Below are 14,270 nucleotides of genomic sequence, written 5' to 3'. Positions count from 1 at the left end.
GGATTTACGTATGCATAACCATTGTCATCTGCGATCCGGTCATCCTGCACCGGCAACATCGCGCACAGTTCACGTCTCCGCGGTATTCACGGCATCGGTACTGCTGTGGTTCACCGTGCTGGCCACCTTTGCCTATGCGGCGCCCGGCGCCGGAGCACAAGGCCCTGCCCCCGCCGTCACCGTGGAAAAAGTTCAGGTGAAGGACGCCAACCCCCCGCAGGCATATGTGGGCAGGGTTGAAGCCATTCAGGCAGTGGACCTGCAGCCGAGAGTCGAAGGATATCTCACGGCAGTAAACGTCACCGAAGGCGGCATGGTAAACGCCGGTGACGTTCTTTTTGTCATCGAGCAGACAACCTACCGTGCCCGTGTCAACGCCGACGCCGCCGCCGTGGACAAGGCACAGGCTTCGCTGGACAGGGCCGAAAAATACTTAAAGCGCCTGCGTTCCACCCGTAAAAGCGGTGTGGCCGCGGCAGACATGGACGCGGCAGTCAGCGACCAGCTGCAGGCAAAGGCCCAGCTGCAGGAAGCCATGGCCGCGCTTGAGCAGTCCAGACTTAATCTGGGGTACACCACCATCACTGCTCCCATTCACGGACGCATCGGTCGTGTTCAGGTGACCAAGGGCAACCTTGTGACTCCCTCCACGGGAGCGCTGGCACGCATCGTACAGGTAGACCCCATCCGTGTGGTCTTTTCGCTGAACGAGCAGGATTATCTGGCCATGAGCCGGCAAGTGTCTCCGCTGCCTTCGGGCGAGGTTTCATTTTCCGACGTGGTTGTGCCGCGCCTGCGCCTTTCCGACGGAACGGTCTACCCCGCACAGGGACGCATAGATTTTGTGGATAACGAAATAGATGCCCGTACCGGCACCATTGCCGTGCGCGCGGTGTTTGACAACCCGGGCCAGCTGCTGCTGCCGGGCGGTTATGTAACCGTGGAACTGACCAAGGCCGCCGCAAAGCCGCGCCCGGTGGTACCGCAGGCAGCCGTGCAGGAAGACAAGGACGGCCGGTTTGTACTGGTAGTGGGAGAAGGCAACGTGGTGAGTGTACGCCGCATCGTCACCGGAGCAACCGTCGGCGCCAGCTGGGTTGTGGAAGACGGACTGCAGGGCGGCGAAACCATCATTGTGCACGGACTGCAGAAAGCCCGCGTGGGCCAGCCCGTGGAACCCAAGCTTGACGCCACCCGCGGTCAGGAGTAGCCCATGATCGCCAAACTGTTTGTAAGCCGCCCGCGGCTGGCGATGGTCATATCACTGGTCATCACCATTGCCGGTCTGGTGACCATGTTCACCATTCCCGTGGCGCAGTACCCTCAGATCAACCCTCCGGAAATCGTGGTTTCGGCCGCGTATCCGGGTGCCAGCGCACAGGTTCTGGCCGATACCGTGGCAGCGCCCATCGAGTCGCAGGTCAACGGCGTCGAAGGCATGGTCTACATGTCGTCCAGCAGCGATAACAGCGGCAACTACTCACTTACCGTGACCTTCGGGCCTGATGTGGACCCCGATATAGCACAGGTCAACGTGCAGAACCGCGTCGCGCTGGCAGAACCTGTTCTGCCCACGGAAGTCAAGCAGCAGGGGGTTTCCATCCGTTCGAAATCCTCAAACATGCTTGCTGTATACTCGTTTATCTCCCCTCAGGGATCGCATGACTCGCTCTATCTGAGCAACTACGTCAGCATAAACATCAAAGACGCGCTTACCCGCGTGAACGGCGTCAGCGACGTCACGGTGTTCGGTGCCAAAGACTACAGCATGCGCATCTGGCTTGATCCGGACAGAATGGCCGCGCTCAAGGTAAGCCCCGAGGAAGTCATTGAAGCCGTCGGCTCGCAGAACATTCAGGCTGCCGCGGGCAGTGTGGGCTCCGCCCCGTCTTCGCCCGACCAGCAGCTCACGTTCACCGTACGCGCCAAAGGCCGTCTGACCACGGTGGAAGAGTTCCGCAACATTGTCATCCGCAGCAACGACACAGGCGGCCTGCTGCGTCTGGGCGATGTGGCGCGCGTGGAGCTGGGCGCCAAGGACTACGGCACAGAGGCCACATTCAACGGACACCCCGCCATTGCGCTGGGCGTGTACCAGAGCCCCACAGCCAACGCTCTGGATACCGTTGAAAACCTGAACAAAGAACTCGACCGGCTTTCCAGATTCTTTCCCGAAGACGTGGAATACCGGCTGATGTACGACACCACGGACTATGTGCGTGCCGCGCTGTGGGAAATAATCCTCACCCTGCTCATCACCTTTGCGCTGGTCATGGGCGTGACATACATCTTCCTGCAGGACCTGCGGGCGACGCTCATTCCCACGCTGACCATCCCTGTTTCGCTGCTGGGCACATTTGCGGTGCTCATGGCGCTGGGGTACAGCGCAAACACGTTCACCCTGTTTGCGCTCATTCTGGCCATCGGCGTGGTGGTGGACGATGCCATTGTGGTGGTGGAAAACGTACAGCGCATCATGTACGAGGAAAAACTGCCCGCGCCTCAGGCCACCATCAAGGCCATGGAACAGGTGACCGGGCCGGTCATCGCCACCACGCTGGTGCTGCTGGCCGTTTTTGTGCCCATTGGCTTCATCTCGGGCATCACCGGCAACATATTCCGGCAGTTTGCGGTCACCATATCCACGTCGGTGCTGCTGTCTTCGGTCAACGCGCTGACGCTCAGCCCCGCGCTGTGCGCCATTCTGCTGCGGCCGGTGCGCATGCATCAGCACGGACCTCTGGCCGTGTTCAACACGGTGCTCAACAAGTGCCGCAACAGCTTTGTTTCCGGCACGGCATGGCTCATCCGCAAGATGGTCATCTCCGGCGTGCTCTTTCTGGCAGTGGCCGCGGGCACGTACTACATGATGAACAGCATCCACACCAGTTTTGTTCCCGATGAAGATCAGGGCGCTCTGTTTGTGGATGTGCAGTTGCCCGACGGAGCCGCAAAGCCCAGAACAGGCAATGTGATTGACGAAATCGGCGCACAGATGGAAACCATGGACGGCATGCAGGAAGTGCTGGGCATCAACGGCTTCAGCTTTCTGAGCGGCCGCGGGGCAAACTCCGGTCTGCTCATCGCCAACCTGCTCCCGTGGGACGAACGCAGCGATGCTTCGCTGCACGCAACGGCCCTGCAGGCCAAAATGACCGTGGCCTTCAACGCCATCCCTTACGCCAACACCCGCGTACTGCTGCCGCCGGCCATTCCCGGTCTGGGCATGGCGGGCGGCATAGACTTCCGCGTGCTGGCCACGCAGGGTCAAAGCCCTCAGGAACTGGCCGCCGCAGTGCGCTCCATGCTCATCGCGGCCAACAGCGACCCCAGAATAATGGCCGCGTTCAGCTCTTATTCCGCCAACGTGCCGCAGGTGTTCATCAAGCTGGACAGGGCAAAGGCGGAAAGCATGGGTGTGGCCGTCAGCAACGTATTCGCCACGTTGCAGACACAGCTCGGTTCGCGGTATATAAACGACTTCAACATGTTGGGCCGCGCGTTTCAGGTCAACATTCAGGCCGAAAACGACTACCGCAATGCGGTGGACGACATCAGCCGCCTGCACGTGCGCAGCGGTGACGGACACATGGTGCCGCTGGGCAGCATAGCAACCATAGAGACAGTGCTTGGACCGCAAAGCTACTCGCGCTACAACCAGTTCCCCTCGGCGCAGATAATGGCCATACCTGTTCCGGGCTTCAGCTCCGGTCAGGCCATGGACCTGTTCGAGGAACTGGCGGACAAAACACTGCCCGAAGGCTACACCTATGAATGGTCCGGCCAGAGCTATCAGGAAAAGCAGACGCAGGGACAGACCGGCATTCTTGTGGGACTGGCACTGCTGTTCGGCTACCTGTTCCTTGTGGCACAGTACGAAAGCTGGACAACGCCGCTGCCTGTCATGCTCTCCATTCTGTTCGCCTCCGGCGGCGCGCTGGCGGGGCTGATGATAGCAGGCATGCCGCTGAGCATATACGCCCAGATAGGGCTTGTGCTGCTGGTGGGGCTGGCGGCCAAAAACGCCATCCTCATCGTGGAATTCTCGCGCGACAAACGGCTTGAGGGCGCCTCCATCATGGAAGCCGCCACCACCGGCGCGCGTATCAGATTCCGTGCGGTGCTCATGACGGCGTTCTCGTTCATTCTGGGCGTGTTCCCCATGGTCATCGCCCAGGGTGCCGGTGCAGGCAGCCGTCAGTCCATCGGCACCACGGTGTTCGCGGGCATGCTGGCATCCACCATGGTGGGGATATTCTTCATCCCGCCGCTGTATGCCGCCTTTGAAACCATGCGCACCAGAACCATGGACTGGGTACACCGCAGGCGCGACGCCGCGCACGCAGAACTGACCGATACGGGGAGCAACAATGACGCATAACAAGGCATACGCCACGCCGCGCAGAAACGGGCTGCTGGCCTCCGCTCTGCTGACCATAGTGTTTGCAGGCGGCTGCGCCGTGGGGCCGGATTATACCGCACCGGAACTGGATTCGCCCGCCGCATGGCGCACGGAGGACGTTTCCGGCCTGCGGCAGACCAGAAACGCCACCACCGCGCTGTCGCAATGGTGGAAAGTGCTGGAAGATCCCATGCTGGACAGCCTGATGCAGCGCGCCGTGACCGGCAACCTTGACCTGAAGGAAGCCCGGGCCCGCGTCCGCGCCGCACGGGCCCGTCTGGGCATCAGCGAGGCGGACCTGTACCCCACGCTGGATGCCTCGGGCAGCCTGTCCACCGGCCAACAGTCTGAAAACGCGGGATACGACGGCAAGGAACGTGACCTGTACAAAGCCGGATTTGATGCCGGATGGGAAATAGACATCTTCGGCGGCACGCGCCGTGCCGTTGAAGCCGCCGGAGCCGAACTGGAAGCCAGCGAAGCCGACCTGCGCGATGTATACGTATCCATGCTGGCGGAAATAGCATCCACCTACGTGGACGTGCGCACCTACCAGACCCGGCTTTCCGTGGCTCAGGCCAACCTTGAAGAACAGAAAGAAACCTATGAAATCGTCGCCTCGCGCTACGATTCCGGCCTGAGCGATGCGCTGGGTGTGCAGCAGGCGCGCTACAGCCTTGAAAGCACCCGCGCCGAGATTCCCGCACTGCAGTCCAAGCTGGATGCCGCCATCAACCGGCTGGCATTGCTGCTGGGGCAGCAGCCCGACACGCTGCATGCCGAGCTTATCACCCGGCGCCCCATACCCATGCCACCGGTCAGTGTGGCCGTGGGCATACCTGCAGACGCGCTGCGCAACCGGCCCGACATCCGCATGGCGGAACGCACGCTGGCAGCCAGAACCGCTGAAGTGGGGGTGGCCACGGCTGAACTGTACCCCAAATTCCGGCTGGTCGGCTCCATCGGGCTGGAATCGTTTGCCCAGAGCAGCCTGTTTGAAAGCGGCAGTCAGGTCTACAGTTTCGGGCCGGGCATCAGCTGGCCCATTTTCCGCGCCGGAGCCATACGCCGTAATATAGATGTGGCTGAAGCCGTGCAGGAACAGTACCTGCACCGTTACCAGCACACGGTGCTGGCCGCGCTGAATGAAGCCCAGACGGCCATGACGGACTACGCCAAAGAACAGAACCGCCGTGACGCGCTGCAGGCAGCCACACTGGCAGCCCGCGAAGCGCTTGAACTGGCGCAGGACAAGTACCTGAACGGCCTTGTGGACTTCAGCGACGTGCTGGAAGCCCGCCGGTCGCTGCTCTCGTACGAAGACCAGCTGGCAGTAAGCAAGGGCGCCGTGGTGGACAGCCTGGTACGCATCTACAAATCCATGGGCGGCGGATGGCAGACCATGGAAGCACTGCAGCAGACGGCGCAGGACGCCGGAAGCAGTCAGCGCTGACCGTTGCAGGCAGTCTCAGACGCACAGACACAGAAAGGGCCGGAATATTCCGGCCCTTTTTCTGTCATGCACCCCGCAACGGCATCCGGCCGCACAGCGTCACGAAACCGGTTCAGAAACCGCAGGCCGCTCATACACCGCATCACCGGTTTCCCACGCGGCAACACAGGATTCCAGACGGGCAAAAGCAGCTCCGTCAGCCGGAAAAGGACGCACTTCGCTCACGTCCTGCAGTTTGGCCGCCTGCCTGATCATCTGCTCCAGACGGGCATCATCGTGTACCAGCAGCCATATGCGGCTTATGGAACCATCGTCCACCGGCGTGCACAGAATGCCTTCCACGTTGAACGCGCGGCGGGCAAAAAGACCGCACACATGCGACATGACACCGGGGTGGTTACGCACGGTAAGGCGCAGGGCAATAAGCCCCGCGGCGCTGTCAGGCTGCTGCTTCTGTACGGTCATGGCCGTCTCCTTCTATCATTTCTGTGTTGGCGGCGCCGGGGGGCACCATGGGAAAAACACTTTCCGAAACCGCCACGGGAATGTTCACAAGACAAGGCCCCGCCGTGGTCAGTGCGGCCTCCAGCATGCCCAGCGGATCACGGCTGGCGCCCAGATCAACGGCAGGCATGCCGAATCCTTCCGCAATACGCACAAAATCAACCTGTACCGAATAATCCGTGGCGAAAACCCGCCGCTCGAAAAACAGGTTCTGCAACTGCTGCACCAGTCCCAGAGCGTTGTTATTGGCAAGAATTATTTTGATGTTGCAGCGCTGCTCCACGGCGGTGGCCAGTTCCTGAATATTCATCTGCAGGCTGCCGTCACCCGTGAAGCAGACCACCGTTCTTTCCGGACAGGCAAGCGCGGCCCCGATGGCGGCGGGCAGACCGAACCCCATGGTGCCCAGCCCGCCGGAGGTAAGCCACTGCCGGGGTCTGCTGAAAGGATATGCCTGTGCCGTGCGCATCTGATGCTGGCCCACATCGGTGGTCACCACGGCTTCCGGACCCACTATTTCCGCCGTCCGTAAAATCATGCCGTAAGGACTTACGGGGTCGTCGGTGCGCGGCAAATCCAGTCCCCAGCCGTTGCGCAGCTCTTCCACGCGGTGCAGCCAGTTTTCGCGGGCGCACGGGGCAACCAGCGGCTCCAGCGCCTCCAGAGTTGCCCGCACATCGCCCTGAATACCCAGATGGGCAGAGCGGATTTTATCCAGTTCGCTTGCATCGATGTCGATATGAATCACCCGCGCCCGCGGGCAGAAGCTGTCCACACGCCCTGTGGCCCTGTCGTCAAAACGGGCACCCGCCACAATAAGCAGGTCGCACTCTTCCATAGCCATGTTGGTGCAGCGCGCGGCGTGCATGCCCAGCATGCCGAGTGAAAGAGGATGCTCCGAAGGAACGGCCCCGAGTCCCATAAGCGTCATGGCCACCGGTATGCCCGCCTTTTCGGCTATGCGCCTTGCCGCCGGTGCGGCACCGGAACTGATGACCCCGCCGCCCAGATACATCAGCGGACGCTCCGCCTCGTCTATCATGGCGGCGGCACCCACCACGTCTTCCATATCCGGCATCAGGGGAGCATCGGGCAGCCCCGGTCCGGGCCAGCTGTCTATCTCCAGCGTGGCCAGCTGCACATCACGCGGAATATCCACAAGCACCGGCCCCGGACGGCCGGAAGCCGCAATGCGGAATGCTTCGGGAATGACCGTGAGCAGTTCCTGCGCCGTGCGGACCAGAAAATTATGTTTGGTCACAGGAATGCTCATGCCATAGGTATCCACCTCCTGAAAGGCATCGGTACCTATGAGTGTGGTGGGTACCTGCCCCGTGATGCAGACAACCGGAACCGAATCAAGCTTGGCATCGGCCAGTGCGGTAAGGATATTGGTGGCGCCGGGACCGGAAGTGGCAAGACATACGGCAGGAACACCTGTGGCACGGGCCATGCCCTGCGCAATGAAGCCGGCAGCCTGTTCATGACGGGTGAGAATGTGCCGGATGCTGCCGCGTGCTGCCAGTGCATCGTACAGCGGCAGGCTGGCACCGCCCGGAATGCCGGCCACATGCCGCACCCCCTGTCGCTCAAGCATCCGCACAACGGCTGCTGCACCTGTCATGCGCTCCGGCCGGGCGGCAGGCTGCTGTTTTTCCGGCGCCGGACACTGCGTTTTGCTGCCGTGCATGGCAGCCTTTCCGGCAGACGGCCGCGCTTCGGCGGCATGGTCGCGTGATCGGGAACGGCTCATGGAGACTCCTCCTTCGCTTTCCCCGGGCGGCTTCCGGCGACCGGCTGCAACAAGACAACCCCCGCCGGCTTGCGCCGGCGGGGGTTGGACTGAATACTGTGTATGTGCTCCTCCGCTACGGCGCGCTTATAACGACGCGAACGACGACGACTACGACAGAGACGACGACGGAAACAACGGCGCAGAGACCCAGTAGGGTCTGGGAAGAAGCAGCGTTGTCAGCGTAACCGTAAGTCATTCGTAATCTCTTTTTTTCGCGTTGCCGCGTTCACGGAGCAGTGAAGCTGAAAAACCCTAATCCCGGCTTGACGTTTTCGTCAACAGGTTATTTGGAGCCGCATACAGTCTGTGAAAGACTGTACAGCACCCTTTCATCACCTGCCGGAATGCAGATGACGCCCCGCCGCAGATACGTTATCCGACATGCCGCGCCCGTACCGTGCCGCGGCCGGGCCGCTGCCGCAGAAATACCGGAAGAGCGTTCTGCCGGCAGCCGTAACGGCATGCCACGGCCAACGCCGCTGCTGTCCGCCGGGAAGGCCCGCCATACGCGGGTGGCGGATATGCCCTGCCGTCCCACTGCCCGCCGCGCGGTGCGGGTGTCTGCACACTCAGCCACCGCACCGCGGGGGGCATTGCCGCACCGCGGGTCTGCGCATCTACAACCTTACAGGCCCGCAGCCCCGCCGCCGTTCCAGCCCCCTGATGCACAGCGAAAGACCAATGGTCATCACCAGATACAAAAAAGCCACAACATTGTACGTTTCAAAAAACATGAATGTGGATGCGGAATACACCTTGCCCAGCTGCGTGATATCCTGAACGCCCAGAGCCGAAACCAGAGCCGAATCCTTGAGCATGGCCACAAAGTCATTAGCCAGAGGCGGCAGCACATTGCGCAGCGCCTGCGGCAGAACTACCTTGCGCATGGCCTGCCAGCGGCTCAGTCCCAGAGAACGCGCCGCTTCCATCTGCCCTGCGGCCACAGACTCAACACCTGCGCGCACTATTTCGGCAATAAATGCAGAATACCCCACCGTAAGCGCCAGGATGGCCCGCCATGTAAAATCCAGCGAGCGCACACTGATGCGGGCGGTCAGACCGGCTTCAATCAGCGGCGAAAGCAGCCAGTTGAGTGCATCCACCAGACCGGGGGCACCCACAAAGGCAATGTAGTACAGAATGACCAGCATGGGGATGCCGCGCACTATTTCAATATAAAACGTGGCCGCCTCGCGCAGCAGCCTGCAGCGCGAAACGCGCCACAGCCCGAGCACCAGCCCTGCCAGCAGAGACAGCGCATATGCGATGAATGATACATAAAGGGTAACGGCCACGCCTTTGCGGACCGTCACGAAAATAGCGGTGTAGTCTGCATCGGCGGCCATGTTCCAGCATATCAGCACGGCAATGAACAAGGCGGCCAGCAGCCACAGAGGCAGGCGTTCAAACAGGCCCCCGCGGCGGCCTGCGGCAGTACGGGATGATGACATCGTTCTCTTACGGATACAGCGGAACGGCTTTGCCCGGGCAGAACCGGCCGCTGCACGTTGCGTTACCTGTATTCGTAAAACCACCGCCGGCTCAGAGCGTCCAGCGTGCCGTCCTTCTTCATGCTGCCTATGGCGGCGTTGAACGGTTCCACAAGATCCGAGCCCGGCGTCATGATAAAGCCGAACTGCTCCGAACCAAGCGGACCACCCACAACCTTGAGCTTGCCGGGGCGTGCGCCTATGTAGCCGCGTGTGGACGAGGCATCCATCAGCACCATATCCACATCGCCGTGGATGAGGGCCTGCACGGCCGGTCCGAAGGTTTCAAAAAGCTTGATACGGGGGTTGGCCTCGTCGCCGTCCAGCACATCGTACACGGCCACATAAAAATTGGTGGTGCCCGGCTGCGAGCCGATGAGCAACCGCTCGTCGGCGCGGAAGGTCTGCGCATCGGCAAAACGCTGCTCGTCGGCGCGCACCAGCATAAACTGCTCACTGGTCAGGTAGGGTTCGGTGAACTCAACCTGCTTTCGGCGTTCATCATTGATGGTTATGCCGTCCATGCCCACGTCGTACTGTCCGCCGCGCACGGCGGAAATCATGGTATCCCAGGATGTGACGTGCCACTGCACCGTACAGTTGAGGCGACGGCATATTTCATTCACCGCATCATACTCAAACCCGATGCCGTTGCCGGTCTGCGGATCGATGAAATTGAGCGGCCGGTAGTCGTTGCCGGTCACGGCATGCACCGTGCGCCCTGCGAGATCGGGCAGCCCCTGTGCCGCACATACGCCGGCTGTCCCCGTCAGCACGGCGCACAGCAGCACCAGAACAGTCTTCAGCTTCCGGATGGCTGTCTGCATACAAGCGTCCTCCTGCGCGTTGATGGTCTGATGAAGTATGCGGGCGCCGCCATGCTTGTCAATGCCGTGCCGCCATGCATGTCAAAGCCATACCGCAGGATACACGCCGCGGCGTTATACTATGCACGGCCGCATGAATGCTGCTATCGTCGGTCATGCGCATCGCCCTGCTTGACAATGCCGCGGGCTGCCCGCCGCATACCGCCCCCTGTACGGGCCCCATGCCCGCGCTGGCTGATGCCTTGCGGCAGATGGGTCATGCCGTGGCGCTGTATGACAGTCAGGGGGTGCTGCACCAACCCTCCGCAGAACCGCCCCGCAGAGCAGACCCCGGCGCATGTCCGTGCCCGCCCGACACACAGGCCGCCGCAACGCCTGCACCAGAACAACCTGCCGCAAAGCCCGCCGGAGAGGCCTGCTCCTGCGTACTCTCCGAAAGCACCCGCTTCCTGCCGCCACAGCAGGCAGAAGACATGCTGCGTCTGCCGGACGGCGCCGATGTGATACACGCACTGCAACCCTTTGCACCGGTGCAGGGCAGCATCTGTCTGCACCACGTCATGTCCTGCACCACGCACCCCGCGGCACAAAGCGAACCGGTATACGCCAGCGCCGCGCTGGGCCGTTTTTGCAACCATCCTGCAGGGGCCGTGGTACACTGCGGCATTGATCCGCAGCAGTACTTTTTCAGGGCGGATAATGACGGGTACCTGCTCTATGCCGGTACCCGCGGCACGGGGCAGACGGCACAGGAGCACATGCAGGACTGCCTTTTGCCGCAGCACAGTTTTCTGCTGGCCGCCGGTCTGGCCCGCGCAGCAGGACTGCCGCTGGTGGTTGCAGCTCCCGCAGAGCAGTTTGCCAACACTGCCGGCAACGCGCACGTCAGCTTTGCCGGCAGTCTGACACACGCAGAGTATGCACAACTGCTGGCGGGAGCCAAAGCGCTGATTCACCCTGCGCTCACCCCCGACTGGACCGGCATGGCCGTTCTTGAGGCGCTGGTTTCCGGCACTCCTGTGCTGTGCACGGCCACCGGCGCATTGCCCGAAGTATGCAGCCACGGGGTGACGGGATTTTTTTTCCGCTGCATGGACGACGCCCGCGTGCAGCTGCGGCACATGGACAGCATAAACCCCTATGACTGCCGGATGCATGTGCTGTGCGGGTTCACGCACAGACATATGGCAGAACGCTGCCTGAGCCTGTATGCACAGCGTTTCCGGCAGGCATGCGAACGCGCCCGCGATGCCGCACTTTCCGCAAGTACAGGGCGGCCATCCTGCACCGGCAGCTTTGCCGTTTAGCCCGTTTTCCTCCCCTGCCGCGCCTTCCGCGCCGCATTGACGAACCCGCCTTCGTAGGCCTAGAAGAGTCTTTCACCCGCGCTGCACACAGGCAGCGCATTTCAGTTTTACGAACCCGAGACATACTCACATGGAACCGTCCGAGAATACCACAGAGGCCCTTGTCAGGCAGCTGACAGGGAGCATCCGGCCCGCAGGCTTTTTTTCCAGTGCAGGCAACAAAAACACGCAGAACGGCGCCGCCGCCGCATCGCCGCGAGCTATTCTGTGGGCTGCGCGTACACTTGACGGCGGAGCCGTGGAAGTGACTCCGCTGTTCAACGGCCTTCCGGCAGACCCGGCGCTCAAACTTGCCAAGCGCGTGGAGCGCATGCGCTTTCTTGCCCAGTACTGGCCGGAACCGGCCCTGTACCAACGCGATGCCATGCCCACAGTGGCCCTTCAGGGCGCAGCCACGGGCTATCCGCAAAACAAAGCCGAAAACATGCGTGCCTATCTGCCGCTTATTCCCGCCTATCTGGCCACAGGGCAACGCCCGAAAGCGGAAACCGTGGTGGAGTATCTGGTGCAGAACGGCGCGGGGCTGAATGAAAAGCTGCGCATGCTGCTGAACAAGGTGGCTGTTTCGCTGCGTAAAGGCGGCGAACCGCAGAATGCGCTGGACTGTTACATGGTGCTGCGCAAATTTCACGGCGAAGACGAACATCTCGACTTCAACATCGCCCGCACACTGTTTGATATGAAGCGATACAAAGAATGCCAGGCGGTGCTGCAAAAAGCTGTCAGCACCAACCCCGGTTTCCGGCCCGCAGCCGTGTTCCTGCAAAAACTGGAACGGATTCCTGCTCTGCGGGGCTGACCCCCGTCAGGATAACCGCCTCCGGGCGGTTTTTTTCATCTGCCGCTTGCCACCTGCGGCTTCAGCTGTCAGGCTGCGGATATCCATGCCACGCAACCGCCGCTGACCGTCACTGACTGCCTGCAACAGCCGCCCGAGCCCGGCCCCCCGCGAGCCACGCCGCAGACGATTTTCCGGTACGGATGCAAAAACACCCGAGGGCATCATGCCACATTTTTCCTGCCAGCATGGCACCGCACCGGCAGAATTCGACTCCTGCCAGCCGCGTCCGGCGGCATTTCATGAATTCGCGGCACCGGCGCCCGCCGTTTCCACCCGCGCCTGCACTCCCTGCAACGGCTGCGGGTGGTGCTGTCTTGATCATCCCTGTGATGAATCCGTTTACCTGCACGGCTACACAGACCGCTGCCCCGAACTTTGCTGGAGCAAAAGCCGGAACCGGTACCTGTGCCGGCTGGCGGCCGATGCGGTGCGCGGCCGGAGGTTCCGCGACAATCTGCGCATGGGCGAAGGCTGCTGCGCCCCCCAGAACCCGTGGCGGCAGAACGTGCGGCAACGCTAGCCCGCCATATGCATAAAAAACACCCCCGCGGCTGCCGGAAGCAACTGCGGGGGCGTGTGAAAGACAATGTTCCGAATTGTTATTCCGTGCCGATGGCCTCGATAAGTGCCTGTGCACGGCGGGCGAGGTGTGTCACCTCAGGCTTGGAAATCTGGTCGTCGGCCCCCACCGAAGTGCCCTTGTGCCGCAGCTTGTCTGTAATCAGCGATGAGAACAGAATAACAGGCAGCATGCGCAGCGCGGGGTCATCCTTCACGCGTTTGCACAGATTGTGTCCGTCCATGCTGGGCATTTCAATGTCGGTGACAAGCACCTGCACATAGTCGGTGACAGGACGGCCCTCTTCTTCGCCTTTTGCTTTCAGTTCCACCAGCCGGTCCCATGCCTCGCGGCCGTTGTTCACGGCCTCCACCTCAAATTTAGCTTTTTGCAGCAGGTCCTTGAGCATCTCGCGGATCAGACCGGAATCATCGGCGATGAGGGCTCTGTAGCCGGTGTTCGCCTCCCAGTCCACGGCTTCATCAAGCTTCAGGGCAAGATCGGGGTTCATGCTGGCCACAATACGCTCAAGATCAAGAATGAAGATGATGCGCCCTTCCATCTTGACCACGCCGGTAATGGAATTGTTGGACAGGCTGGCCACATACCTGTTGGGCGGTTCCACCTCTTCCCAGCTGATGCGGTGAATGCGGTTCACCCCTGAAACCTGAAATGCCGTGGTGACATTATTGAATTCCGTCACCACAACCTTGGGGGGTTCTTCTCCCGCACGCTGTTTACCCAGCCACATGCTCAGGTCCACCAGCGGAATGATCTGGTTACGCAGGTTGAATGCCCCCAGCACCGAACGATGCTGCACCTCGGGCATTTCCGTCACCTTGGGCATACGGATTATTTCCAGCACTTTGGCAACGTTTACACCGTAATACCCCCTGTAAGGCGGCTCATCCGGATTGTTCGTCACTTCATCCAGATAGAATTCGACGATTTCCAGTTCATTGGTGCCCGCCTCAAGCAGGATATTTGTCTGCGACATGGTTTCCTCCGGATGAAATCAGCAGCGGGGCTGTC

Annotated in this window: 11 protein-coding genes; 6 read left to right on the top strand and 5 right to left on the bottom strand. The window is 61.3% G+C overall.

Going from position 1 to position 14,270, the window contains the following annotated elements; all coding sequences use genetic code 11:
- Nucleotides 1–10: 10 nt before the first annotated feature.
- The 3 genes from ACZ5D1_RS02045 to ACZ5D1_RS02035 are packed head-to-tail and all read left to right on the top strand — an operon-like array spanning nt 11 to nt 5,855.
- Complete coding sequence (locus ACZ5D1_RS02045) at nt 11–1,210, top strand: efflux RND transporter periplasmic adaptor subunit (RefSeq protein WP_011366538.1); 1,200 nt, start codon at nt 11–13, stop codon at nt 1,208–1,210.
- Between the two features lie 3 nt (nt 1,211–1,213).
- Nucleotides 1,214–4,381, top strand: a complete 3,168-nt coding sequence (locus ACZ5D1_RS02040; RefSeq protein ID WP_027181686.1) for an efflux RND transporter permease subunit — start codon at nt 1,214–1,216, stop codon at nt 4,379–4,381.
- Entirely contained in the window at nt 4,371–5,855 is a 1,485-nt protein-coding gene (locus tag ACZ5D1_RS02035) for an efflux transporter outer membrane subunit (RefSeq protein ID WP_011366536.1), read from the top strand. The genes ACZ5D1_RS02040 and ACZ5D1_RS02035 overlap by 11 nt, the downstream gene beginning before the upstream one ends.
- Before the next feature lie 99 nt (nt 5,856–5,954).
- Here ACZ5D1_RS02035 and ilvN read toward each other — a convergent pair whose 3' ends face one another.
- The 4 genes from ilvN to ACZ5D1_RS02015 form a co-directional block, all read right to left on the bottom strand.
- Nucleotides 5,955–6,320, bottom strand: coding sequence for an acetolactate synthase small subunit (gene ilvN, locus ACZ5D1_RS02030; protein WP_273194993.1), 366 nt, complete (start codon nt 6,318–6,320; stop codon nt 5,955–5,957).
- Nucleotides 6,295–8,112 (bottom strand): acetolactate synthase large subunit, encoded by a 1,818-nt coding sequence (gene ilvB / locus ACZ5D1_RS02025; RefSeq protein ID WP_081701793.1) that lies wholly within the window; start codon nt 8,110–8,112, stop codon nt 6,295–6,297. The genes ilvN and ilvB overlap by 26 nt, the downstream gene beginning before the upstream one ends.
- 659 nt (nt 8,113–8,771) lie before the next feature.
- Complete coding sequence (locus tag ACZ5D1_RS02020; protein WP_011366533.1) at nt 8,772–9,605, bottom strand: amino acid ABC transporter permease; 834 nt, start codon at nt 9,603–9,605, stop codon at nt 8,772–8,774.
- Between the two features lie 62 nt (nt 9,606–9,667).
- Nucleotides 9,668–10,471, bottom strand: a complete 804-nt coding sequence (locus tag ACZ5D1_RS02015; protein WP_211232559.1) for a transporter substrate-binding domain-containing protein — start codon at nt 10,469–10,471, stop codon at nt 9,668–9,670.
- Between the two features lie 137 nt (nt 10,472–10,608).
- On the opposite strand from ACZ5D1_RS02015, the gene ACZ5D1_RS02010 reads away from it, so the two are divergent.
- The 3 genes from ACZ5D1_RS02010 to ACZ5D1_RS02000 all read left to right on the top strand — a co-directional run bounded on the left by ACZ5D1_RS02010 (nt 10,609) and on the right by ACZ5D1_RS02000 (nt 13,199).
- A complete protein-coding gene (locus ACZ5D1_RS02010) occupies nt 10,609–11,778 on the top strand; it encodes a glycosyltransferase (protein ID WP_464555736.1) in 1,170 nt (389 codons plus the stop codon).
- A gap of 130 nt (nt 11,779–11,908) precedes the next feature.
- On the top strand, nt 11,909–12,637 hold the full coding sequence (locus ACZ5D1_RS02005) for a tetratricopeptide repeat protein (protein WP_011366530.1): 729 nt from the start codon (nt 11,909–11,911) through the stop codon (nt 12,635–12,637).
- A 205-nt stretch (nt 12,638–12,842) separates the two neighbouring features.
- Complete coding sequence (locus ACZ5D1_RS02000; RefSeq protein ID WP_011366529.1) at nt 12,843–13,199, top strand: hypothetical protein; 357 nt, start codon at nt 12,843–12,845, stop codon at nt 13,197–13,199.
- Between the two features lie 79 nt (nt 13,200–13,278).
- Here the strand turns inward: ACZ5D1_RS02000 and ACZ5D1_RS01995 are convergent, their stop codons facing one another.
- Nucleotides 13,279–14,235, bottom strand: coding sequence for a chemotaxis protein (locus tag ACZ5D1_RS01995; RefSeq protein WP_011366528.1), 957 nt, complete (start codon nt 14,233–14,235; stop codon nt 13,279–13,281).
- Nucleotides 14,236–14,270: the final 35 nt, after the last annotated feature.

The sequence above is a fragment of the Oleidesulfovibrio vietnamensis genome (assembly GCF_055388115.1).
Note: the sequence above shows the minus strand (reverse complement) of the source record. Positions and strands in the feature narration are given on the sequence as shown.